Consider the following 23492-nt stretch of genomic DNA (forward strand, 5'->3'; position numbering starts at 1 on the left):
ATATAAATTTTTAACTAATTTTAACTTTTATCTTTAGAATCTATTAAGATTGTTACCGGCCCATCATTAATTAATTCCACTTTCATATCTGCACCAAACTCTCCAGTCCCTACCGGTTTTCCTAAAGATTTTTCCAGTTTTTCAATAAATTTCTTATAAAGCGGAATAGCAATATCAGGTTTTGCTGCTTTTATAAAACTTGGGCGGTTTCCTTTTTTTGTAGACGCGTGCAAGGTAAACTGACTCACCACAATGGCATCACCATCTATGTCTAATAAAGAAAGATTCATGGCATCATTTTCATCATTAAAAATGCGCATTTTCACTATCTTATTACAAAGCCAGTCTATATCTTCCTGTGTATCTTCTGTCTCAATTCCCAGTAAAATTAAAAGACCTTCACGCATTACAGCATTAATCTCGTGATTTATTTGCACTGAAGCTTTTGAAACCCGTTGTAAAACTACTCTCATTTCTTAGGATAAATATCTGTTCTGTAATGGTCTTCTTCTCCTTCCAAAATCTGCAAATAACTTTTATAACGGCTCCAGGCAATCTCGCCTTCTTCCAGGGCGTCTTTTACAGCGCATTTTGGTTCCTCGAGGTGTAAACAATTATGAAATTTACAATCTTGTTTTATTCTGAAAAATTCAGGAAAATAATCACCCAATTCTTCACGCTCAATTTCTACTACCCCAAAACCTTTAATTCCCGGGGTATCAATAATTCTTGCATCAAAAGTAAGATCAAACATCTCAGCAAAAGTAGTGGTATGTTGACCCTGTTTATGCTGTTCAGAAATCTGAGAAGTTTTCAAATTTAAGCCGGGTTCTATGGCATTGATTAAGGTTGATTTTCCAGTACCGCTATGGCCGGCAAACATACTGGTTTTACCCAGCATCATCTCCTTAACTTTATCTACATTTTTACCGGTAGTTGCTGAAATTCCTATACAATCGTAACCCGCACTTCTATAAATGGCCGCCAGGTATTTCACCTCCACCAATTCATCTTCATTATAGCTATCAACTTTATTGAAAAGCAAAACCGCTTTTACGTGATAAGCTTCAGCTGTAACTAAAAAACGGTCTATAAAAGTGGTAAGCGTAGGAGGATTATTAAGTGTAACCAGTAAAAAGACCTGGTCTATATTGGAGGCGATAATATGGGTCTGCTTTGAAAGATTAACCGATTTTCGAATAATATAATTCTCGCGTTTATCAATTTTCTTGATCACTCCCTGCTCTGCGCCTTCCTTATCTTCAATATCAAATTCTACGCGGTCACCCACAGCAACAGGATTGGTACTTTTAATACCTTTAATCCTGAATTTTCCTTTAATTCGGCAGTCATAAAACGTTCCCGCTTCACTTTTCACCTGGTACCAGCTTCCGGTAGATTTATAAACGGTTCCTTTCATTCACATTATGGTTTTTTAAGTGGCTGTTTGAAGTTTTAATCCTCGTCAAGCTGAACTTGTTTCAGCTTCTAATATGTTAACAACCTAGATCCTGAAACAAGTTCAGGATGACGGTTAAAAAAATCAAACAACCACTTTGCTAAAATAGCAAATGCAACATTCACTACTTGCCTTTAAACCAAAAATCATGGAAAACAAGATTCTTAAGCTTTCATAATTTTCTCCTGGTGGTTAATAGATTCCTGGTGAACCGCTTTAAATAAACGCAGAATAAATTCCTCGCTTAGTCCGTGTTGCTCTCCTTCCAAAACCATATTTCCAAGAATTTCGTTCCATCTTTTGGTTTGTAAAACCGAAACGTTCTGTGCCTTTTTCACCTGGCCAATTTCATCTGAAATTTTCATTCTTTTTGAAAGCAGCTCGATTAGTTGATTATCAGCCACATCAATTTTAGCTCTTAAAGTGCTTAATTTATTCTGAAATTCTTCACTTTCTGAAATCTCTTTTCTAATCTTCAAATCTTTCATAATCTGAACCAGTGTTGCGGGGGTGATTTGCTGTGCAGCGTCACTCCAGGCATCATCGGGAGTGTGATGGGTCTCAACCATTAGTCCGTCGTAATTAAGGTCTAAAGCAGTTTGACAAAGATCAAAAATAATGTCTCTACGTCCTGCAATGTGCGACGGATCTAAAATTAGCGGAAGATCTGGAAATTTATTCTGAAGCTCAATAGCGATCTGCCACTCAGGATTATTTCTGTATTTCGTTTTTTCGTAAGCTGAAAATCCACGGTGAATTACTCCTAAATTTTTGATGTCGGCAGTATGAAATCTTTCAACAGCTCCTAACCAAAGTGAAAGATCTGGATTTACAGGGTTTTTCACCAATACAGTTTTATCGGTGCCCTTTAGAGCATCTGCGATATCCTGAACAATAAACGGTGAAACCGTTGTTCTGGCGCCAATCCAAAGAATATCCACATCGTTTTCTAAAGCAAGGTCTACGTGGTGTGCATTCGCAACTTCAGTAGTGGTTAGCATTCCGGTTTCTTCTTTGGCCTTTTTTAACCATTTTAAACCTAGCGCTCCAACTCCTTCAAAATTTCCCGGTCTGGTTCTGGGTTTCCAAATTCCGGCACGTAAAACCGTGGCATCGGTATCTTTTAACTGGTGAGCGATCTTTAAAACCTGTTCTTCGGTTTCAGCGCTGCAAGGTCCTGCGATTACTAACGGATGATCTAATCCGAAATCGTCAAGCCACTTTCTTTGTTCTTTGTTGTTTTCCATAATTTAAAATTTAATCCTGATTTTTAATTTATTCCGTTTAAAATTGATTTAATATGATTGGTGCGTTGCATTTCATTATAAACTTCCTGGAAATCATCATTTTCCAGCAAGTCTTTAAAATGCGTAAGGTTATTGATATATTCAGTTAAAGTTTCCAGCACATTCTCTTTATTTTCTTTGAATATTGGCGACCACATTGCCGGGGAACTTTTTGCCAGTCTCACCGTAGAAGCAAATCCACTGCCCGCCAAATCAAAAATATCACGCTCGTTACGTTCTTTTTCCAATACTGTTTTTCCCAGCATAAATGAACTTATATGCGATAAATGCGAAACATAAGCGATATGCCTGTCGTGCGAAACCGGATCCATATATCGAATTCGCATTCCCAGTTTCTGAAAAATATCAAGCGCTCTTTCCTGAAGTTTAAAAGCAGTTTTTTCTACCTCACAGATAATATTTGTCTTATTCCTGTATAGATTAGAAATTGCTGCTTCGGGCCCCGAAAATTCGGTTCCTGCAATAGGATGAGCCGCTAAAAAATTCCTACGGTTTTGATGATTAGCGATTTCCTTACAAAGCCCGGATTTAGTAGAACCGGCATCAAAAACCAGCGTATTTTCATCTACCAAATCTAAAACTTCAGTTATCACTTTGTTCGCTACGTCTACCGGAACAGCCACCAAAACAACATCGGCGTGTTGAACATCTTCCATTTTCGAAAAATGATCTATAATCCCGAGTTCCTTTGCTTTTTTTAAGTTTTGCTCATCGGCATCACTTCCAAAGATTTCCGCTTCGGGAAAAGCCGATTTAATATCCAGCGCGAAAGAGCCTCCTATAAGTCCTATTCCTATTATTTGAACTTTCATGATGTTACTCTTTTTATAGCACGGGTAATATTTTCTTCGGTCGCGCAAAGTGAAAATCGAATGTAACCTTCGCCATTACTTCCAAAAATGAAACCCGGCGCGGTAAAAATGTGATATTTATTCAGCAGAAAATCTACAAAAGCTTCTGCGTTTGTTCCCTTCGGAACCTTTGCCCAAACAAACATTCCGGTTTGATCTTTTTCAGGTTCACATTGCAAAGCTTCAGCTAATTTCAATACTTTTTCTTTTCTGCTTTGATAAACCTCGTTTTGAGTTGAAAACCAATCTCCGTTTAAGCGTAAGGCCGCTGCAGCTCCTGCCTGCAGCGGATAAAACATTCCGCTATCCATATTGGTTTTTACTTTTAAAACCGTGTTTAGGTTTTTCTCGCTTCCGCAGAGCATTCCTATTCGCCAGCCGGCCATATTAAAGCTTTTACTTAAAGAATTCAGCTCTAAAACCACGTCCTTAGCTCCTTCGGCTTTTAAAATACTTTTTGGATTGTCGTTCAGGATAAAACTGTACGGATTATCGTTTACAATGAGGATGTTGTTTTCCTTCCCAAACTTTACCAAATCAGCAAAAAGCTTTTCATTCGCAGAAGCTCCGGTTGGCATATGCGGATAATTCACCCACATAAGTTTCACTTTGCTCAAATCTTTTTTGGCCAATTCTTCCAAATTCGGCAACCAGTTTCCTTCTGCATTTAGATCATAATAAACCGCTTTTGCGCCTACAAGTTCAGTAACCGAAGAATAAGTTGGATACCCGGGATTTGGGATAAGTACCTCATCGCCTTCATTTAAAAAAGCCATAGAAATATGGGTGATTCCCTCCTTACTTCCCATAAGCGGCAGGATCTCAGTTTCAGCATCCAGGGAAACCTGGTAATGATTTTGGTGAAATTCAGCGATCGCATTTCTAAAATCTGGCGTGCCTTTATACGGCTGATATTGGTGTGCACCGGTATTTACCAAAGCTTCGTTTAAAGCTGAGATAACCTGCTGCGGTGGCGCCAAATCTGGGCTACCAATACCAAGATTTATAATATCTTTCCCGGCAGCTGCCATTGCACGCACTTCCTTCAATTTTGTAGAAAAATAGTACTCTTTTACGTTGCTCAACCTTTTTGCCTGCTCTATCATTACAAACTATTTTTGTAGGTTCCTAAAATTGTTAATCGCTCGGTCATTACTTGAAGAATATCCATCGCTTTTTGAAATTCTGAATAATCTTCAAAGATCACATCGATAAAAAATGAATATTTCCACGGAAATTCTATTATGGGCATACTCTGTATCTTAGTCATATCAAGATTGAAATCCCGTAAAATATTCAATACTGAAACCAGGCTGCCACGCTTACTTTCCAGTTCAAACTTTAAAGAAGCTTTATCTATTTTATCGCCGTTTGGCTCCTTCTTTTTAGTGCTAATAATTAAAAAACGAGTCGCATTGCTTTTCTTGGTATGAATACTTTCTGCAAGAATTTCCAGTCCGAATAATCCCGCCGCGGCTTTACTCGCCACCGCAGCAACTTTTGTGCTTCCTTTTTCTGAAATTCTTCGAGCTACTTCGGCCGTATCACTGTCTTCAATTAATTTAATATGCGGGTGTTTTTTAAAGAATTCCTTGCACTGCAAAAGTGCCATAGGGTGCGAATAGACCTTTTTAATATTCTCTATTTTTTGTCCCGGCATCGCCATAAAATTCATATCTATCGGGATATAATGCTCGCCAACCACTTTTAGATTATTTTCATCTATCAAAGCATAATTTGGCAAAATTGATCCGGCGATAGAGTTTTCTATAGCCATTACACCTTCGGTGGCATCACCGTTTAAAAGGCTTTTAGTGAGTTCAGCAAAAGACATGCACTCTAAAACCTCAACCTCCTGGTGGTAATATTCCTGGGCCACCAAATGATGAAATGAACCCTGCACTCCCTGAATTGCAATAATTTTATCCATTAATTTTTATAATAAATCTCGATTATCGAGTAAAAAAAAAGTCCCGATGTTTATCGGGACTTTTTTATATAATTTCTTACTTAATTACATAGCATTCCCGTTCCTATCTCTGAAATAGAAATAAAAAAAGTAAAATGCGTTCCAGCTAATTAAGTGATTCATTGTTTCGTTGTTATGGGGCTAAATTAGAATATTATTACCTAAACAAAAACCATTTTTTAGATTTTTTTAAGCTTTTATAAGCTTTTTACAGACTTGATTTTTTTTATAAAGATTCATCGAAAGATTTATAATAGCTTTTAAAATAATCACTTAGTAATTCCGAAATTCCTAATGAGATGACTTTTCTGAAACCCTTTAGATCTAATTTTGAACTATTATTGGCGAGTTAAAAATCCTTACTTTTGAAAAAATGCTTGCTATGTCTATTTATGTTGAAGGAATTTCAAAATTTTATGGCGAACAAAAAGCGCTGGACTCCGTTTCTTTTAAGCTGAACAAAGGAGAGATTGTTGGTTTTTTGGGGCCTAACGGCGCCGGAAAATCCACTTTAATGAAAATCCTTACCGGTTATTTAACGGCGTCTGAAGGAAAAGCGGAAGTAAATGGAATTTCCCTTGAAGACGATTTACATAAAATCCAACAGCAAATTGGGTATTTACCGGAACACAATCCATTATATACTGAAATGTACGTTCGGGAATACCTGGAATTTAATTCCAGGATCTTTAAAACCGATAAATCAAGAATTGAAGAAGTTATTGAGCTTACAGGGCTAAAACCCGAAGCCAATAAAAAAATAGAGCAGCTTTCTAAAGGCTATCGCCAACGAGTTGGATTAGCCACCGCCCTGCTACACGATCCCGAAGTTTTGATTTTAGATGAGCCAACCACTGGCTTAGATCCTAATCAATTGGTGGAAATCAGGAATCTTATTAAAAACATTGGGAAGGAAAAATCGGGAAAAACCATATTTCTTTCTACTCATATTATGCAGGAAGTTGAAGCCGTTTGCGACCGGGTAATTATTATTAATAAAGGAAAGGTAGTTGCCGATAAGAATTTAAAAGATTTAAGGGAAGAAAATGAACAGGTAATTTTAGTGGAATTCGATTACCGGGTGGAGCAAGTTGCCCTCCAGAAATTACCACATCTTATTTCAGCTAAAAATGTAGGCGGATTTGCCTATGAACTCACCTTTGACACCAAAAAAGATATGCGCCCCGCAGTATTCGATTTTGCCCATGATAACGGATTGAAAACTTTACAGTTGAATCAAAAAACAAAGAATTTAGAAAGTTTATTTGCTGAACTCACCGCCCCCCGGGCCCCCGAAGGGGGAGTTTAGTTCGTTTTTATTTTCAGAAAGTCCTTTTAAAAATTGAAATATTTCCTTTTCAGAAAATTACATCCGAAGCGCTAAGAGTTCCCCCTTTGGGGGTTAGGGGGCTTCAAAAATAAGTCGGCCGGTGTAGTGTTCTTCAATATCGACTTCCGGTGGACGGTTTTTTGAAATTATATCTCCAAATCCAAAAATATCACCTCTTAAAGACTGCTGCGGATTGACAATTAACTTATTGGTTCCGCGGTGTAGAATATCGTAGTGCTGCACTACAAAATCTCCGGCTTCCAGCCTGCCGTCCCCATTGGCAAAGAAGAGATTTACATTTTCTGCATTTCCGGTGAGAAAATAATTGGAAATGTTATCATTGGTAATTCTTAGATTTTCAACCTCAAGATCAAGGATAAAATCACCATTGGTATGAATTTCGGGATCTCGTTCCTGGTTAAATGAGCGCAACCAAAGTTCAGGGAAATTAAGCGTGCCAACACTTTCAATCGCGCTGCCACTGCTATTCTGTAACCAGTTTAAAGTTGGTGTAGTAACATAGATTTTTGTGATCTCATAATCCCGAAAAAGATTACAGGAATTTTCATTTCGAAGTTGAAGTCGGTTATTTTCTACTTCAGCATAAACATCTTCTTGAAGATTTTCCCCGGTTTCGATCTTCACTTTATATTCATCGCCCTGTTCAATAAAAAGTTTTACACGTTCATAAACGATAATTCCTTCAAAAACTTCAACGCTAAATTCTTCAGTAATAATTTCCCCGGAAGTTTGTAAACAAGTTGGCGCTTCCTCAGAATCACATCCTAAAAAGACAAAAATCAATATCGCTATTCCTAAAACCTGCTTTTTCATAAACGATAGCCAATTGAAAATTCTACAGCTTCGGCATTCGCATAATGAGAGCGAACAGTAAGCGATGCCCAAAGATCTTCCGTGATTTTTCTTTGCAGACCAACCCTGTTATAAAGCTGATCTACAAAATGCTCGTATGGATAATACGCATAATACCCCAGATGGGTGATCACAGATAACTTATTGAAATTTAGCTGGTGCCCAACAAAAACTCCTACTCGCTTGGAATCTTCATCTCCGGTGGTATTTCCCGAAGGAAAAGCTACCGACTGGTAATAAATACGTTCTTCCATAGCTTTGGAAAAGAAAACTTCGGTTCCCGCCTGCAGCGTACTTTTATGATTAAGCACCTTATCGGCATAAGCTGAAAAAGTTAAAAAAGGATACTGTTTGGAACCGATAATTCCCATAGTATTTACCCCACTTCGCAACACAAAATTAAAATGAATGGGTTCTGTATATTTTTCTTTAGGTCCTTTCGGAATATAATCAGGCAGGTTTTGATGGTCCAGCAAGTAATTTAGTCCCAGGTTAAAGGTGATCGTATTAGTACTGGCATTGGGCGATTTAAAATCGGCGTTGGAATAATGAATTAGAGAAAGCCCGGCCTGTAATCCCAAACCTTTAAAAATGTTTTCCTTTTTATAATTCGCCATTAGGTAAGTTGAACTAAGTAATCGCGAACCGTAGGCATTATTCTTATAATTATCATCTGGATGGTATGGATTGGAAGCATACGCCAGCCCCTGCCCTATTCTAAACATTAAATTCCTTTTAAAAAGGTAGAAATTCATATGCGCATAGAGGCCGTAATTCTCACCTAAACTGGGATTTTTCATATCCTGGTAGGTAAAAGAAGCACCAACATCGGGGTAATTATAGCGTTTTTCCCAATCTTCAAATCCGAAGCTTTTTTTATTAAAACCAAGAATTAAACCCGTTGGATGCCCCGTAATTAAATGGGCAATATCAGGATTGTGTTCGGCGATGGTTCCGTAGAAATAACTGGCATCAAAAGAATAATAGTTCTTCCCGAACTCCTGGGCAGAACTATTAAAAATGCTGAAAAGAAAAATAAGGGCAGTAATTTTCTTCATTACCCGCAAATGTAGCCTAATATTTTAAAAAACCGCTTTCGCAATTTTCTGAATATTGGTGCTTTTTCCCATGGAATAATAATGCAAAACCGGAACACCCGCTTTTACCAGTTCTTTGCTTTGCTGAATCCCCCACTCTATACCAACCTGGCGAACTTCTTTGTTATCCTTACATTTTTCTACTTCGCTGATAAGATCTTCGGGCATATCTACGTGAAATCTATGCGGAATTATACTTAGTTGCCTTTTTGTAGCCAAAGGTTTCAACCCCGGAATTATGGGAACGGTAATTCCACTTTCGCGACACTTATCTACGAATTCAAAAAATTTACTATTATCAAAAAACATCTGTGTCACCACATATTCAGCGCCAGCTTCAATTTTCTCTTTCAGCCTGCAGATATCTTTATCAAGACTTGGGGCTTCCATATGTTTTTCTGGATAACCGGCCACACCAACACAAAAGTTGGTATTATGACCTTTTTCAATCACCTCATCCTGGTAATTCCCCTTATTCATTTCCATAATTTGTTCCACCAGGTCTTTCGCAAATTTATTGCCTTTTGGTTCCGGGGTAAAATAAGTTTCACTCTTAATGGCATCACCTCGCAAGGCTACTACATTTTGAATTCCGAGGAAATCAAGATCAATGAGAAAGTTCTCGGTGTCTTCTTTGCTAAAACCTCCGCATAGAATATGAGGCACGGCATCTACGCCATATTTACTCTGTATAGCTGCACAAATCCCAACTGTCCCGGGACGTTTTCTTACAATTCTCTTTTCCAGTAATCCGTTTTCTTTTTCATTAAAAACGTGCTCTTCCCGATGATAGGTGACATCTATAAATGGCGGTTTAAATTCCATTAAAGGATCTATTCCGTCATAAATTGATTGAATATTTTGCCCTTTCAAGGGCGGCAAAATTTCAAAAGAGAATAAAGATCTTCCTTTAGCTTTTTCTATATGTTCGGTAATTTTCATTCTTTTTAATTCACTTAAGTTTTTAAAATCTAAAGTTTACAAGTTTTAAAATCATCCAACTCCTCCCGATTGGTAGACCATATTGGGCTTTTTAATCTGCAATATTTGGGTTAAGCCATTTTTCGGCTTTTTTTAATGGAATTCCTTTTCTTTCGGCAAAATCCCTCACCTGGTCGTCTTTTATTTTTCCAAGTCCAAAATAACGTGCTTCGGGATTGGCAAAATAATAACCGCTTACACTGGCTGCCGGCCACATCGCTAAACTTTCGGTTAGCTCAACTCCAATTCGTTCCTTTACCTTTAAAATTTTCCAAATGCTTAGTTTCTCCAAATGGTCCGGGCAGGCAGGATAACCCGGGGCCGGGCGAATTCCCTTATAAGTTTCCTTTATTAATTCTTCATTGCTTAAATTCTCTTCGGGCGCGTAGCCCCAGTCTTCCCGCCTTATTTTCTTATGTAAATATTCAGCAAAAGCTTCCGCAAGTCGATCGGCCAGGGCTTTGATCATTATTGAATTATAATCGTCGTGATCTTCTTCAAACTTTTTAGCTAATTCTGCGGTACCAAAACCGGTGCTCACGCAAAAACAACCAACATAATCCTGGATTCCTGTTTCCTTTGGCGCAATAAAGTCAGAAAGTGCAAAGTTTGGTTTTGCCCCGTGCTTTTTTAATTGCTGGCGAAGCGTTCTGAAAATAATTATTTTTTCTTCGGAATTTTCTTGAAATCCAACTTCAATATCATCATCATTAAGCGTATTCGCCGGAAACAATCCGTAGACAGCTTTCGCCTTTAGTAATTTTTCATCCAGAATCCTTTTCAGCAAAACTTTAGCATCTTTAAACAAAGAAGTGGCCTGTTCACCAACTACTTTATCGGTTAGAATATCCGGATAACGCCCGTGGAGATCCCAGCTTCTAAAAAATGGGCTCCAGTCTATAAATGCTTCCAGTTCTTTTAAATCGAAATCATCTATTTGCTGAATTCCTATTTCGTTTGGTTTTGCAATCTGACTAGTTTTCCAGTCTATGGAATACTTATTTTTTCGAGCTTCTTCAATTGAAAGGAAAGATTTCACTTTACTCCTTTTCTTAAAATTAAGCCTGAATTTATCATATTCGGCTTTAAGATCGCTCATATATTTAGTGCGCGTTTCTTCTTTTAAAAGATCGCCAATTACCGTGACTGCACGCGATGCATCGTTCACGTGGGCCACCGCATTTTTATACTGAGGATCTATTTTTACCGCCGTATGCGCTTTTGAAGTTGTGGCACCACCAATAAGTAAAGGCACGTCAAAATTTTGGCGTTCCATTTCCTTAGCCAAAAAAACCATCTCGTCTAACGAAGGTGTTATTAATCCGCTTAAACCAATGGCATCAACGCCTTCTGCTTTTGCAGTTTCTATAATTTTTTCCGGAGGCACCATTACACCCAGGTCAATAATTTCGTAATTATTACAACCCAATACTACACTCACAATATTCTTCCCAATGTCGTGCACATCTCCTTTAACGGTTGCCATAAGGACTTTTCCAGCCCCCCCCGCCCCCGATGGGGGAGCCTTTTTAAGTGTACGCAAAATTTTATCCTGTACCTGATCTAAATTGCCAAGCACTTCTTCATTGGTAAACCTAATCACACGGAATTCGTGTTCTTTTAACCAAGCCGTCCTCTCCTTATCACTTTTTTTATTTTCGGGTAATTGATGGATTAAGCCATCTACTTCTACTACAAGTTTCTTTTTAAGACAAACAAAATCGGCTATATAGCTTCCAATAATATGCTGTCTTCTAAACTTAAATCCTTCAAGTTGCTTATTCTTTAATGACTCCCAAAGAACAGTTTCAGCTTCGGTGGATTGGTTATATCGGTTCTTTTTGGCAAATTCCTTCATTAAACCGTAAAGTGCCGGTTCAGCCGTCTGCCAGTAGCGCTCCCCCTTTGGGGGTTGGGGGGCTTCTTTTGCTGCTTCAATATATGGGAGAAGGTAGGCCACCGCTTTTTTCATTACCCTGGCCGACTTTACTACCTGCGGAAGAAACATTTTTCCGCTTCCAAATAGATCGCCAACCACGTTCATGCCAATCATTAAATGACCTTCAATTACTTCAATAGGTTTGCTGGCTTCCTGGCGGGCCTGTTCTATATCCTCTAAAATATAAGCGTCTATTCCCTTTACCAAAGCGTGAGTAATCCTGTCCTGAAGCGGATTTACCCTCCACGAAAGATCTACTTTGCTTGTTTTTTTAGAACCCACTACAGTCTCAGCGAATTCAAGTAAACGCTCTGTAGCGTCTTCTCTTCTATCGAGAATTACATCTTCTACGTGTTCTAAAAGATCTTTAGGAATATTATCATACACTTCTAAAAGCGCAGGGTTTACAATCCCGATATTCATTCCCGCTTCAATCGCATAATATAAAAACACCGAATGCATCGCTTCCCGCACCGGATTATTTCCGCGGAAAGAAAATGAAACATTACTCACACCACCACTAATACTGCAATGCGGAAGGTTTTCTTTTACCCAACGCGTTCCTTCAATAAAATCTATGGCATTGCGTTTATGCTCGTCCATCCCCGTTCCCACCGGAAAAATGTTTAGGTCAAATATGATGTCCTCAGGTGGGAAGTTGACTTTATTGACAAGGATGTCATAAGAACGCTTTGCTATTTCAATTCGGCGCTCATAATTATCGGCCTGTCCAACTTCATCAAAAGCCATAACAATTACGGCTGCACCGTAACGCTTTATTTTTTTAGCGTGTTCAATAAATTCCGCTTCGCCTTCCTTAAGGCTTATAGAATTCACCACACATTTCCCCTGCACCACCTGTAAACCGGCTTCAATAATTTCCCACTTAGAACTATCTATCATAATGGGTACACGGGCAATATCGGGTTCAGCAACAATAAGATTCAGGAATTTAACCATGGCTTCTTTACCTTCAATAAGACCATCGTCCATATTGATATCGATAATCTGCGCGCCGCCGTCAACCTGGTCTCTTGCTACTTCCAGGGCTTCTTCAAATTTTTCCTCTTTAATTAACCGAAGAAATCTTTTGGAACCTGCCACATTGGTACGCTCCCCAACATTTACAAAATTGCTGTCGGGAGTAATTATAAGCGGTTCAAGGCCAGATAATTTTAAAGGCCTTACTGTTTTTTCTACTCTCGTAGATTTTTCCTGATTTTTTTCTTTATTCATCGTTTCTATCATAAAGCAGTCGAAAACTCAGGTTTAACTATTTTTCTTGGATCGTATTCTTTAGCGATTTCAGCGATAGCTTTTATATGCTCTGGCGTGGTACCACAGCAGCCACCTAAAATATTCACTAATCCTTTCTCTAAATATTCTCTGATCTGTCTTGCCATTTCTTCAGCATCCTGGTCGTATTCCCCAAAGGCATTCGGTAAGCCTGCGTTGGGATAAGCAGAAACTCCAGAGCTGGCAAAACGGTTTAAAACCTCGAGGTGAGGTGTTAATTGTTTAGCACCCAGGGCGCAGTTAAAACCAACACTTAATAAGGGAATATGCGATACTGAAATTAGAAAAGCCTCAGCCGTTTGCCCCGATAAGGTTCTGCCCGAAGCATCGGTGATTGTCCCGCTTACCATTATTGGGATATCTAATTGCAATTCTTCCTTAAGTTCCTCCAAAGCAAAAAGTGCGGCCTTAGCGTTTAAAGTATCAAAAACGGTTTCTACCAGAAGAATATCCACGCCGCCTTTTATTAAAGCGCTGGCTTGTTGTTTATAAGCTACCCGCAATTCTTCAAACGAAATTGCCCGAAAGCCGGGATCGTTAACATCGGGGCTCATACTCGCGGTTTTATTGGTAGGCCCAATAGCGCCGGCAACAAAACGTGGTTTTTCCGGATTTTCTGCCGTCATTTTTACGGCGACTTCTTTGGCTATCCTGGCCGACTCATAATTGAGTTCGTCTACCAGTTCTTCCATTTTATAATCGGCCATTGCGATAGTGGTTGCAGAAAAAGTGTTGGTTTCCACAATATCGGCACCGGCTTCAAAATATTTGCGGTGTATTGTTGCGATTGCATCAGGCTGGGTAATGGATAACAGGTCGTTATTTCCCTGTACGGAAACCGGCCAATCTGCAAAACGTTTTCCACGGAAGTCTTCTTCAGAAAATTTGTATTCCTGAAGCATCGTGCCCATGGCACCGTCTAAAATGAGTATATTTTTTCGAAGTTGTTCTTCTAATTTCGACATATAATTTTATCTAAAATCACTATCAAAAAAAGAAGCGGGAAAGAATTCTTTCTTGTTATCTATCTGCGCCCAAAAAGCGAAGTAGAATGTAGCACCTTCTCCCATTACAGGAGGGTTGCCAAGGTTTCAACGGGTCTATTCCCTCAACCTTTCTTGATAACGATGTTATAAACAATGAACTTGAACCAACAAATATACGGCACAGCCTTTTAAATGCAAGGCATACCGGTTATTTTTATGGATAATTTATTTTAAGTGCTCTTCTGTAATTTATTTCTAAAAAACAGGTGATCTTTACTAATTTCGCTGAAATAATAGAAATTAATAAGGCGAATAAATAGAATCTTTTAATTAATAAGCTCCCCGTTTAAAGTAATGGCATAGTTGATCTCGGCTGCCTTTTCCAGCATTTTAGAAACCGAACAATATTTCTCCATAGAAAGATCTACGGCACGTTTTGCTTTTGCTGCGGGAACATCTCCTTTTAAAAGAAAATTAAGCTGAATTTTCTTAAAAACATTGGGTACCGCACCATCTTCCCTAAAACCTTCAACCTCTACCTGAAGATCGTCCAGTTCCAGGTGTTGTTTTTTAAGAATCATTACAATATCTATGCTGCTGCAACCGGCAATGGCGCGCAATAGAAGGTCCATTGGGCTGGCACCCTTTGGCGCGGCATCGGTTTTATTGTCTAAGTGAACAATGTCTCCACGCTCGTTTACGGTTTCAAAATGATAATCTTTATTGAGTCTTTTAAGGCTGATCTTCATAATAAATCTTGTTTTAAACAAATTTAGTTAAAGCTTATTAAAAAACCTCACAGTTCTAAAGCTTATAACGGGTTAGGGTTTCCCGTAAACGACATTAACAATTTTTTAATAGATTTACAGAAAGCTAAGAATTAAAAATGCTTTTATCCTGAATACGAACTTTGCTATAGTTTGGAAAAATGGAAATATAAGGGGTTAGGCTAGATATTTTATTTTAATTAGATTTGACACACAAAGACACCAGAGAAATATTGATTATGCATTGCGATATCGAAATGTAAACTCTAAGGTGAGGAATTAGATTAAAGTTATTTAAAACTTATTTATTCTAAACATTTATATCTTTATATAATAAACTCTTTATAAATGCTCTCGCCCTCACTTCTTATAGTTGATATTAATACTTTTATGAAATATGACCTAACAAAGCTCATACACAAGTGAATATGTCTGGTGTCTTTTTAGATAAACTTCTGATTGAGAACACGAAAAAAAGGTTTGATCAAATGACTAATTTGACCGACTTCGTTTCTCTATTAAATTATATAGAACAAAGAGTTTTTAAGAATAAAAAAAAGCCTTTAACTGTACCGCACCTATATTACCTCTCGAAGACAAAAAATACCAGATATGAAGAATTTGAAATTCCCAAAAAAAATGGTAAACCAAGAAAAATCAAATCACCCGAAAACAGACTAAAAAGAGTACAAAGTTTAATAAATATTCTTCTACAAATTATCTTTGAAGATCATTCTCATTATTCAGCAAACGGTTTTTTGTTTGGAAAAGATATAAGAAGAAATGCGTTACCACACATAAATAAAAATTACTTATTAAACATTGACATAAAAAATTTCTTCCCCTCTATTCCTTTTAGAAGAGTAAAAGTTGTCCTAGAATTTGCTCCATTTAACCTTATCGATGATAGAGAAAGAATTGGTTTTTTAATTGCTAATTTAGGTACTTTTAAAAATGCACTCCCACAAGGTGCTCCCACTAGTCCAATTCTCTCCAATATTGTAACACAAAATTTAGATAGAAATATTTTAAAATATTGTTTAAACAAAAAAATAAAGTATACAAGATATGCTGACGATTTGAGTTTTTCTTCAAATTGGAACATATTCGATCAACAAGTTATTAAAGAAATTGAAGCCATTATTATAGCAGAAAATTTCATTCTTAATCCCAAGAAAACTCGGGTAAGAAATTTTATGCAAAGACAAGAGGTTACTGGACTTATTGTTAACACCAAATTAAATGTCAAAAGGGAATATTTACAAAAGGTTAGGGCAATGATTAATAATTGGGAAAAAGGAGGTCTTTCATTTGCTATATCCCAATTCCGTAAACACCAACCTCCTGAAAAAGTCAATTACAATTTTAAAGAAGTTTTACTCGGCCATATTTCTTTCTTGAAACTTATAAAGGGTGACACGAATTCTGTAGTTCAAAATCTCCAAATTAGATATAATTTCTTAGTGAACCTGCTAGACTATAGCTTCATTGAAGAAGACAATGTTAGATTAAAACTGGAAGAGGATGATCAGAAAATGGAGAAGATTGCATTTGAAAATGACCAAACCAAAAAAGAAACTTTTATTTCATTCTGCACTTCCGCTTTTCATCAAATTGAAAACCTTTTAAACTATTATTTTTGGAAAAAATTCCCCGAAATAGATGATTTAAAAGATTATATGTGGCATAATAATCCACTTTTCCAGGATAGATGGAAGAAATTGAAAAAATTAGATAAAAAAGAAAGGCTCAACCGATTAAATAATTTTAAAACTGTAAGAGATTTTGATATAAATACCCTCGTTTACCTATTCGAGAAAGAGTTCTATTTTGATCAACATTTATCATATGGAAAAAAACTAACTCATTTAAGAGAAATAAGAAATGATGAATCTCACAGGTGTACAGTTTTAGACACAAATGAACAAGTGATAATAAATCAGTTCGAAGAAATAAAAAAAGAAAGAAAAGCTAAGAAAGAAAAAGGAAAACAGTTTATCCTATCTCCAAAACAGAAAAAAGAAGAGATGAACTACTTGACCCTTAAATATATTGAAGAAAAAAACTATAAAAACGTAAGAAATATTCTTCGTGAAGTAAAAAATAACATAAAAAATACTTTGCCTAATATCGAGCCCTTGCAAATAACGGGTAAAGTTGAGCAAAAAGAAATTTTAGAAACTAGTGAGGTATTTAATTAAGTCAAAATTTCGCGTCCCTACTCCCGCAACTTGCGATAACCGGGACCGTTAAATTTTTAAACCTCCTTCCCTTCTCAAGGGAAGGTGGCATTCCGGAGGAATGACGGAAGGGTTCAACCACCCCGACCTATCGGCCACCCCTCCTTTTAAAGGAGGGGAGCTAATAATCTTATAAAACATTTCTTTTATTCCCCCCTTTGGAGCTTTTCCTGAATTTACTTCGGGAGGCAAGGAGGCTTATCCAATACTCTGTACCACTTCTTTTTTGGCTTCTTTTTTACTACCGTCAAATCCGGTTACGCCGCCAACCGTGGTATATTTAAGTACATATTTCTTATCAGGGAAAATTCTTTGATAAGCGCTTTGACACATAATTGCAGCTTCGTGAAAACCTGAAAGGATCAGTTTTAATTTTCCTTTATAGGTGTTTACATCACCAATAGCATAAACTCCGGGAATATTGGTTTGATAATCGTAAGAATTATCTACTTTAATCGCGTTTTTCTCTATTTCCAGTCCCCAGTTTCCAATTGGGCCAAGTTTTGGCGACAATCCGAAAAGCGGGATAAATTCATCTACATCTTTAAATTCTTCTCCGCGGGCTTCATCTTTATGCCTAATTACTACTTGCTGAAGATTATCTTCACCTCTTAAACCAACCACCTCAGCATTAGTGATCATTTCTATCTTACCGAGTTTTGCCAATTCAGAAACTCTTTCTACCGAATCCAAAGCCCCACGGAACTCCGCTCTACGGTGTACCAAAGCAACTTCTGAAGCAACATCGGCCAGGTAAATTGCCCAGTCTAAAGCTGAATCGCCACCACCGGCGATCACTACTTTTTTGTCGCGGTAAACTTCAGGGTCTTTAATAAAATAAGAAACGCCTTTATCTTCAAAATCGGTAATATTGGCGATTGGGGGTTTTCTGGGTTCAAAAGAACCTAAGCCACCGGCAATTGCCACCACCGGCGCGTGGTGTTTAGTGCCTTTATTTGTGGTTACTATAAAAGTACCGTCGTCCAGTTTTTCTAAAGTTTCGGCGCGTTCGCCCAAAGTGAAGCCCGGTTCAAAAGGTTTTATTTGTTCCATGAGGTTTCCAACCAAATCTCCCGCTAAAATTTCAGGAAATGCCGGAATATCATAAATCGGTTTTTTAGGATATATCTCAGAACATTGCCCGCCGGGTTGCGGCAACGCGTCTATTAAATGCGTTTTTAGTTTTAATAATCCCGCTTCAAAAACGGTAAACAATCCGGTTGGGCCGGCCCCAATTATCAGGATATCTGTTTTAATCATCACTCTTGTTTTTAACTTTTAAAGATTCGGTTATAGAATTCATTTGATCAACTTTCGCCTCAAAATCACCTTTTATATTACTTCGGTATTCATTTAAATTTTCTACCATTTGGTTTACATTTTCGGGAATTACTTCCTCAAAAAATTGCCGTAAACGTTTTGCCGCGGTAGGCGACTTTCCGTTGGTGGAAATCGCGATTTTCACGTGACCTTTATTTACAATTCCGCCCATATAAAAATCGCAGAGTTCGGGCGTATCGGCTATATTAGCCAGTAAATAACGCTTTTTGGCGTGTTTGTAAACGCGTTTATTCAATTTCGCATCGTTGGTGGCGGCAATTACAAAATGCCTGTTTTTAAGGTATTTTCTTCTATACCTGCCTTTGGTTAATTTTGCGCCGTGTTTTTTTGCCAGTTCTTCTGTTTCCGGTAAAAACCATTTTGCGACCACTTCTACATTCGCATTCGGACTCGATTTAAAAAGAAAATGAAGTTTTTCGTGACCAACCTGTCCGCCGCCAACGACCAGGATATTCAGTTTATTTACTTTTAAAAATACCGGATATAATTCGTTTCTTTCTTCCATAGGCCCCCTAGCCCCCAATGGGGGAATTTTTAAGTTCGTATTCTACGAAATTTTCAGTAACCGCTTTAAGCTTTCCGCTTTCACGAACTACCTCACCAATAACAATGATCGACGGGGCGGTTAATTGTTTTTCGGCAACTACTTTTTCTATACTTTTTATAGTTCCGAAACCTGATTTCTCATTTTCAGTAGTTCCATTCTGAATAATTCCAACCGGAGTATTTTCTTTCCCGTAGTAGCTGAAAATATCCACGATTTCAGTGAGTTTCGCCATTCCCATCAGGATCACCACCGTTGCGGTAGATTGTGCCGCGAGCCTAACATCTTCTGAAAGTTTCTTTTGGGTGGTGGTTCCGGTAATTACCCAAAAACTCTCGGAAGTTCCGCGTTGCGTAAGCGGAATTCCAATATTTGCAGGAACTGCAATTGAAGAAGTGATCCCTGAAACTACCGCGGTTTCCAAACCTTTACTTTTGGCATAATTTATTTCCTCAGAACCTCTTCCGAAGATAAAAGGATCGCCTCCTTTTAAACGAACCACGTGACCTCTTTCCAGAGCATATTTTACGATGAGCTCGTTGATCTCATCTTGAGAATATCTGTGTTTATCCTTTCGTTTTCCAACAAAAATATGCTCGGCTTGAGGCGCATATTCTAGTAATTCGCGATTAATAAGCGCATCAAAAAGCACCACTTTGGCATTTTTTAAAGTATTTAATGCTTTAATTGTGATCAATTCCGGGTCTCCGGGACCGGCGCCAACCACGCTTAGTTTTGGTGAATTATACATTTTGTACCTCCTTTGTTCTAAATGCATCTACCCTTTTTAAGAATAGTTGCGCGTCTTCTAAATATTTATTGGCAAAAGCTTCGGTTGGCTCGTGCTCGTTCATTTGATAAGCAAATTCTTTGAAGGATGTCGATAATTCGATTTTACCGGTGTCTACAAACAACTCGTCAAACTGTGCAATTATTCCCGCCTGGGTATTGGTTTTTACATCCTCAGCAAGTAATAAAGCCTTAGCAGAATTTACGATTGAGGTATAGGAATGATAAATACTATCGGCCCAGGCTTTTCTTTCCAGTGCACTTTTTGCGTTATCAATTTTCTCTTCACTTTCAAATAAAAGTGTTGCGATAAGATCTATAACCACGCCGGCACATTCGCCTACTCCTACAGCTTTTATATAAGGTTTCTCGTGTCCCCAATCCACAAATTCGTTTTCTGTTAAGTTGGAAGTATCGGCTAAATCTTTTAGCAAATCATAGAAATAGGTTTTTCCCTGTCGATCGTAATATTCAGCAAATTTTCTTTCGGAATTCGCGTTTGCTTCAAAATCGTTTAGCAATACTCGCAAAGCTTGCGGCCCGCGTTTACTGGGCACTTTTACCACTTTATCAGCAAAACGACCCTGCCCATCGCCAAGTGTTCCGCCACCCAACAATACCTGAAGTGCCGGTGCCACAGTTTTCCCGACTTTAACTGACATTCCCTGGAAACCGATCTCGGCCATATTATGTTGCCCGCAGGCATTCATACAACCGCTTATTTTTATGGTAATATCTTTCCCGTTTATAAACTGCGGGTATTCTTCTTTTAAAACATCTTCCAACACATCGGCAATTCCCGTACTACTGGCAATTCCCAGGTTACAGGTATCTGTTCCCGGGCAGGCCGTAATATCTACGGTTTTATTATAACCGGCTTCGGCATAATCAAGTTTCTTTAATTCTGAATAGAAAAATGGCAAAAACTCCTCCCGAACGTGGCGAATTAAAATATCCTGCCTTAAACTTAACCTGATCTCATTTCCGGCGTATTTTTTAACCAAATCGGCTAATTTCCTCGCACCACCGGTGTAAAAATCGCCTAGCGGAACCCGAATTCCGATAGCAAATAATCCTTCCTGTTTCTGCGGAATTACATTCGTGCTTTTCCAGGTTTCAAAATCTTTTTGATTTTCAATTTCTACCGAAGGCACCTCAACTTCCTGAAGTGGTGGTGCGACTTCAAATTTTTCAACCTCAAATTCCGGATGGTTTTTAGAAAGCGCCGTGCTTTGTTCGGAAACTAATTCCATAAAGGCATCTTTGCCAATATCTTTTATTAGAAATTTCATTCTGGCTTTTAAGCGTTTTGCACGTTCCCCGTGTCGATCAAAAACTCTTAATACACCTTCTATCAGCGGCAGTAATTCTTCCGCAGGAAGAAAATCATACAGTTCATCGGCGTGTCTAGGTTGAGAACCGAGTCCGCCGCCTAGCATTACTTTAAATCCGCGCTTTCCATCTTTTAATTTTGCGATAAAACCAAGATCATGAATATAGCTTAGCGCCGTATCATCATCAGATGAAGAAAAGGATATCTTGAATTTTCTTCCCATTTCCTGGCAAATTGGATTCCGAAGAAAAAATTGGAAAGTTCCGTGGGCATAAGGAGAAACATCAAAAGGCTCATTTTTATCAATTCCAGCCGTTGGGGAAGCGGTAACGTTTCTAACGGTATTTCCGCAGGCTTCACGTAGAGTGATATCATCTTTTTCCAACTGCGCCCAGAGTTCTGGTGTTCTATCGAGACTTACGTGGTGAATTTGGATATCCTGGCGGGTGGTGATATGCAATCGACCTTTAGAATATTCATCTGAAACATTGGCAATTCTATGCAGTTGTTCTGAAGTTACTTTTCCAAACGGCAGTTTTATACGAACCATTTGTACTCCCGCCTGTCGTTGTCCATAAACCCCACGCGCCAAACGCAGGCTTCGGAATTTTTCTTCATCGGCTTTTCCTTCACGAAACAGCCTGATTTTTTTCTCTAAATCCAGGATGTCTTTCTCTACAACTGGGTTTTCTATTTCGGTTCTAAAACTTTGCATTGCTAATAGTATTTAAAATGAAGCCTGGAAACAGGCATTAATAAAAAAGGTCCTTTTCGAGTTTACACTTAAAAGGACCTTTTATAGATTTTATAAAAAGAGCTTTTAAGTGTTTTGATTCCACATAACACGGCGCATATTCGTATTTGATTTTTGTTTATTCAATTATTTGAAATTAAGCGTGAAGACCACATTCACGATTTTCTAAGACTTTTGTAGGGTCAAAATATTTGAATTCGTTTGGCAAATCATTTTGCTCCAGATAAGCATCCAGTTTTTCGTCACTCCAGTGGTAAAATGGACTCACCTTTAAGATCCCATCTTTACTATAGCTTAAAATATCGATACTATCTCGAAAACTGGTTTGGCCTTTTCTTAAATTGGTAAACCAAACATCTGGGTTTTGTTGACGCATAGCGCGTAGAAAAGGTTCTAACTTCACCTGTTTTGTAAAATCCTCGTGCTGCGGATTATTGATATCAGGAATTCCGCCAAAAAGTGCATCACGGTAGGCAGCGGTTTGTTTTGGGGTATAAAGTTTTACATTGAGCTTTAACCTATCTATTACATGCTTTGCGTGTATATAGGTTTGCGGGGTATTGTAACCGGTGTCGCACCAAATTACTTTTATCACCGGATCTATTTCTGAAACTGCATGTAAAATTGCGGCTTCATAAGGTCTAAAGTTAGTAGTGACCACCGGTCTTGCCGCATTGGAAATCACCCATTGTACGATCTCAGCCGGCGTTATTCCTTTAAATTGCTGGTTGAGGATTTTCAATTCTTTTTCGCTGTACCGTTTCATTATTTAAAAGTTTATGGTCGTTTCCGACATAAGTATTCTTTATATTCTTTTGCTAAAACAAATTTTATTCTTTTCCAAAACTGATCATATTCCAAAGGCGCTCGTGGCCAAAATAAAGGATCATTTTCGTCACTAATTCTACCGACCCGATGGCCAGGGCAGTTTCAATCTCTCCAGTAAGCACCCAGGAAATAACGATCGTATCTACAGTTCCTACAATTCTCCAGCTCACTGTTTTCAAAATACTCCGTAAGGGTTTCTCTGAAGTAGTGTCCTTCTTATAAGTGCTTTTTGATTTTACCTGATCCAGTATCATACTGCTTACTAATTTTGAAATTCTATTAACCTATCGGATTACTAGGTTATAAAACAAAAGTAACTTTGTTTTTTATACAGACCAATTAATATGAGCTTAAATTTAAGTATTTAACATTTTGATTTTCAACCTATTTTCTAAATGCGAGATCGGCCAAAGTGTTATCGCCCAACACCTTTAGTGTACTATCCCTAACCTGTATCATTAAACTATGAACTGAGCAGGTTTCTTCGCTGGGACAATCATCACACTTTTCATAATAGTTAAGACTTACACAGGGCACCATTGCAATAGGGCCTTCCAAAACCCTAATTACTGAAGTCATCTGGATATCTCCAGGTTCTTTGATTAGGTAATAACCACCACCTTTTCCTTTTTTAGATCCTAAAAATCCCGATTTTCGTAATTCCAGAAGAATGCTTTCAAGGAATTTCTGCGAGATATTTTCACTTTTAGAGATCTCTGAAGTTTGCACAGGTTTTCTATCTGTTCTCTTAGCGATAAAGGCAAGGGCTTTAATACCGTATTTGGTCTTTTTTGAAAGCATATGGCGA

At 38.0% G+C, this 23492-nt stretch carries 21 protein-coding genes and 1 riboswitch; of the genes, 2 read left to right on the forward strand and 19 right to left on the reverse strand.

The window, feature by feature from the left end:
* Positions 1-20 precede the first annotated feature (20 nt).
* From dtd to FG27_RS04710, 6 genes are all read right to left on the reverse strand, one after another.
* Positions 21-473: a D-aminoacyl-tRNA deacylase gene (dtd, locus tag FG27_RS04685; RefSeq protein ID WP_037316184.1), complete on the reverse strand. Its 453-nt coding sequence runs from the start codon at positions 471-473 to the stop codon at positions 21-23.
* Positions 470-1420 (reverse strand): ribosome small subunit-dependent GTPase A, encoded by a 951-nt coding sequence (gene rsgA, locus FG27_RS04690; protein ID WP_037316186.1) that lies wholly within the window; start codon positions 1418-1420, stop codon positions 470-472. The genes dtd and rsgA overlap by 4 nt, the downstream gene beginning before the upstream one ends.
* 203 nt (positions 1421-1623) lie before the next feature.
* A complete protein-coding gene (locus tag FG27_RS04695) occupies positions 1624-2706 on the reverse strand; it encodes a bifunctional 3-deoxy-7-phosphoheptulonate synthase/chorismate mutase type II (protein WP_037316189.1) in 1083 nt (360 codons plus the stop codon).
* Between the two features lie 23 nt (positions 2707-2729).
* Entirely contained in the window at positions 2730-3578 is an 849-nt protein-coding gene (locus FG27_RS04700; protein ID WP_197051664.1) for a prephenate dehydrogenase, read from the reverse strand.
* On the reverse strand, positions 3575-4723 hold the full coding sequence (locus tag FG27_RS04705; protein ID WP_037316191.1) for a pyridoxal phosphate-dependent aminotransferase: 1149 nt from the start codon (positions 4721-4723) through the stop codon (positions 3575-3577). Before FG27_RS04705 ends, FG27_RS04700 begins: the two co-directional genes overlap by 4 nt.
* Positions 4723-5547 carry a prephenate dehydratase gene (locus FG27_RS04710; RefSeq protein ID WP_037316193.1) on the reverse strand — a complete coding sequence of 275 codons (825 nt, stop codon included), beginning with the start codon at positions 5545-5547 and terminating at the stop codon, positions 4723-4725. Before FG27_RS04710 ends, FG27_RS04705 begins: the two co-directional genes overlap by 1 nt.
* A 421-nt stretch (positions 5548-5968) precedes the next feature.
* Here FG27_RS04710 and gldA point away from each other — a divergent pair, with 421 nt between their 5' ends.
* Positions 5969-6895: a gliding motility-associated ABC transporter ATP-binding subunit GldA gene (gene gldA, locus FG27_RS04715; protein WP_037321950.1), complete on the forward strand. Its 927-nt coding sequence runs from the start codon at positions 5969-5971 to the stop codon at positions 6893-6895.
* Between the two features lie 93 nt (positions 6896-6988).
* Here the strand turns inward: gldA and FG27_RS04720 are convergent, their stop codons facing one another.
* The 6 genes from FG27_RS04720 to FG27_RS04745 all read right to left on the reverse strand — a co-directional run bounded on the left by FG27_RS04720 (position 6989) and on the right by FG27_RS04745 (position 14837).
* Positions 6989-7750, reverse strand: a complete 762-nt coding sequence (locus tag FG27_RS04720; RefSeq protein WP_037316195.1) for a head GIN domain-containing protein — start codon at positions 7748-7750, stop codon at positions 6989-6991.
* Positions 7747-8847: an acyloxyacyl hydrolase gene (locus tag FG27_RS04725; protein ID WP_037316198.1), complete on the reverse strand. Its 1101-nt coding sequence runs from the start codon at positions 8845-8847 to the stop codon at positions 7747-7749. Before FG27_RS04725 ends, FG27_RS04720 begins: the two co-directional genes overlap by 4 nt.
* Before the next feature lie 24 nt (positions 8848-8871).
* On the reverse strand, positions 8872-9828 hold the full coding sequence (metF, locus tag FG27_RS04730) for a methylenetetrahydrofolate reductase [NAD(P)H] (RefSeq protein WP_037316200.1): 957 nt from the start codon (positions 9826-9828) through the stop codon (positions 8872-8874).
* Positions 9829-9919: 91 nt separating this feature from the next.
* Entirely contained in the window at positions 9920-13042 is a 3123-nt protein-coding gene (locus FG27_RS18630) for a vitamin B12 dependent-methionine synthase activation domain-containing protein (RefSeq protein ID WP_197051665.1), read from the reverse strand.
* Positions 13043-13050: 8 nt separating this feature from the next.
* Entirely contained in the window at positions 13051-14067 is a 1017-nt protein-coding gene (locus FG27_RS04740; RefSeq protein ID WP_037316203.1) for a homocysteine S-methyltransferase family protein, read from the reverse strand.
* A gap of 52 nt (positions 14068-14119) precedes the next feature.
* Positions 14120-14230: riboswitch (SAM riboswitch) on the reverse strand.
* A 184-nt stretch (positions 14231-14414) separates the two neighbouring features.
* Complete coding sequence (locus tag FG27_RS04745) at positions 14415-14837, reverse strand: OsmC family protein (RefSeq protein ID WP_037316208.1); 423 nt, start codon at positions 14835-14837, stop codon at positions 14415-14417.
* A gap of 446 nt (positions 14838-15283) precedes the next feature.
* Between FG27_RS04745 and FG27_RS04750 the strand changes: the two genes are divergently transcribed.
* A complete protein-coding gene (locus FG27_RS04750; protein WP_081912591.1) occupies positions 15284-17056 on the forward strand; it encodes a reverse transcriptase family protein in 1773 nt (590 codons plus the stop codon).
* Between the two features lie 237 nt (positions 17057-17293).
* Here the strand turns inward: FG27_RS04750 and FG27_RS04760 are convergent, their stop codons facing one another.
* The 7 genes from FG27_RS04760 to FG27_RS04790 form a co-directional block, all read right to left on the reverse strand.
* Entirely contained in the window at positions 17294-18355 is a 1062-nt protein-coding gene (locus FG27_RS04760) for an NAD(P)/FAD-dependent oxidoreductase (protein WP_037316216.1), read from the reverse strand.
* The gene (locus FG27_RS04765; protein WP_037316217.1) at positions 18348-18941 is read right to left on the reverse strand and encodes a bifunctional precorrin-2 dehydrogenase/sirohydrochlorin ferrochelatase; all 594 of its coding nucleotides are present in this window, start codon (positions 18939-18941) and stop codon (positions 18348-18350) included. Before FG27_RS04765 ends, FG27_RS04760 begins: the two co-directional genes overlap by 8 nt.
* Before the next feature lie 7 nt (positions 18942-18948).
* On the reverse strand, positions 18949-19731 hold the full coding sequence (gene cobA, locus FG27_RS04770; RefSeq protein WP_037316219.1) for a uroporphyrinogen-III C-methyltransferase: 783 nt from the start codon (positions 19729-19731) through the stop codon (positions 18949-18951).
* Positions 19724-21817, reverse strand: a complete 2094-nt coding sequence (locus FG27_RS04775) for a HEPN domain-containing protein (RefSeq protein WP_037316224.1) — start codon at positions 21815-21817, stop codon at positions 19724-19726. Before FG27_RS04775 ends, cobA begins: the two co-directional genes overlap by 8 nt.
* A gap of 175 nt (positions 21818-21992) precedes the next feature.
* Positions 21993-22622, reverse strand: coding sequence for a phosphoadenosine phosphosulfate reductase family protein (locus tag FG27_RS04780; protein ID WP_037316227.1), 630 nt, complete (start codon positions 22620-22622; stop codon positions 21993-21995).
* 64 nt (positions 22623-22686) lie between these two features.
* Complete coding sequence (locus FG27_RS04785) at positions 22687-22938, reverse strand: DUF2061 domain-containing protein (protein WP_037316229.1); 252 nt, start codon at positions 22936-22938, stop codon at positions 22687-22689.
* 130 nt (positions 22939-23068) lie between these two features.
* Positions 23069-23485: an Rrf2 family transcriptional regulator gene (locus FG27_RS04790; RefSeq protein ID WP_037321952.1), complete on the reverse strand. Its 417-nt coding sequence runs from the start codon at positions 23483-23485 to the stop codon at positions 23069-23071.
* Positions 23486-23492 lie beyond the last annotated feature (7 nt).

The organism is Salegentibacter sp. Hel_I_6 (genome assembly GCF_000745315.1).
Taxonomy (GTDB): Bacteria; Bacteroidota; Bacteroidia; order Flavobacteriales; family Flavobacteriaceae; genus Salegentibacter.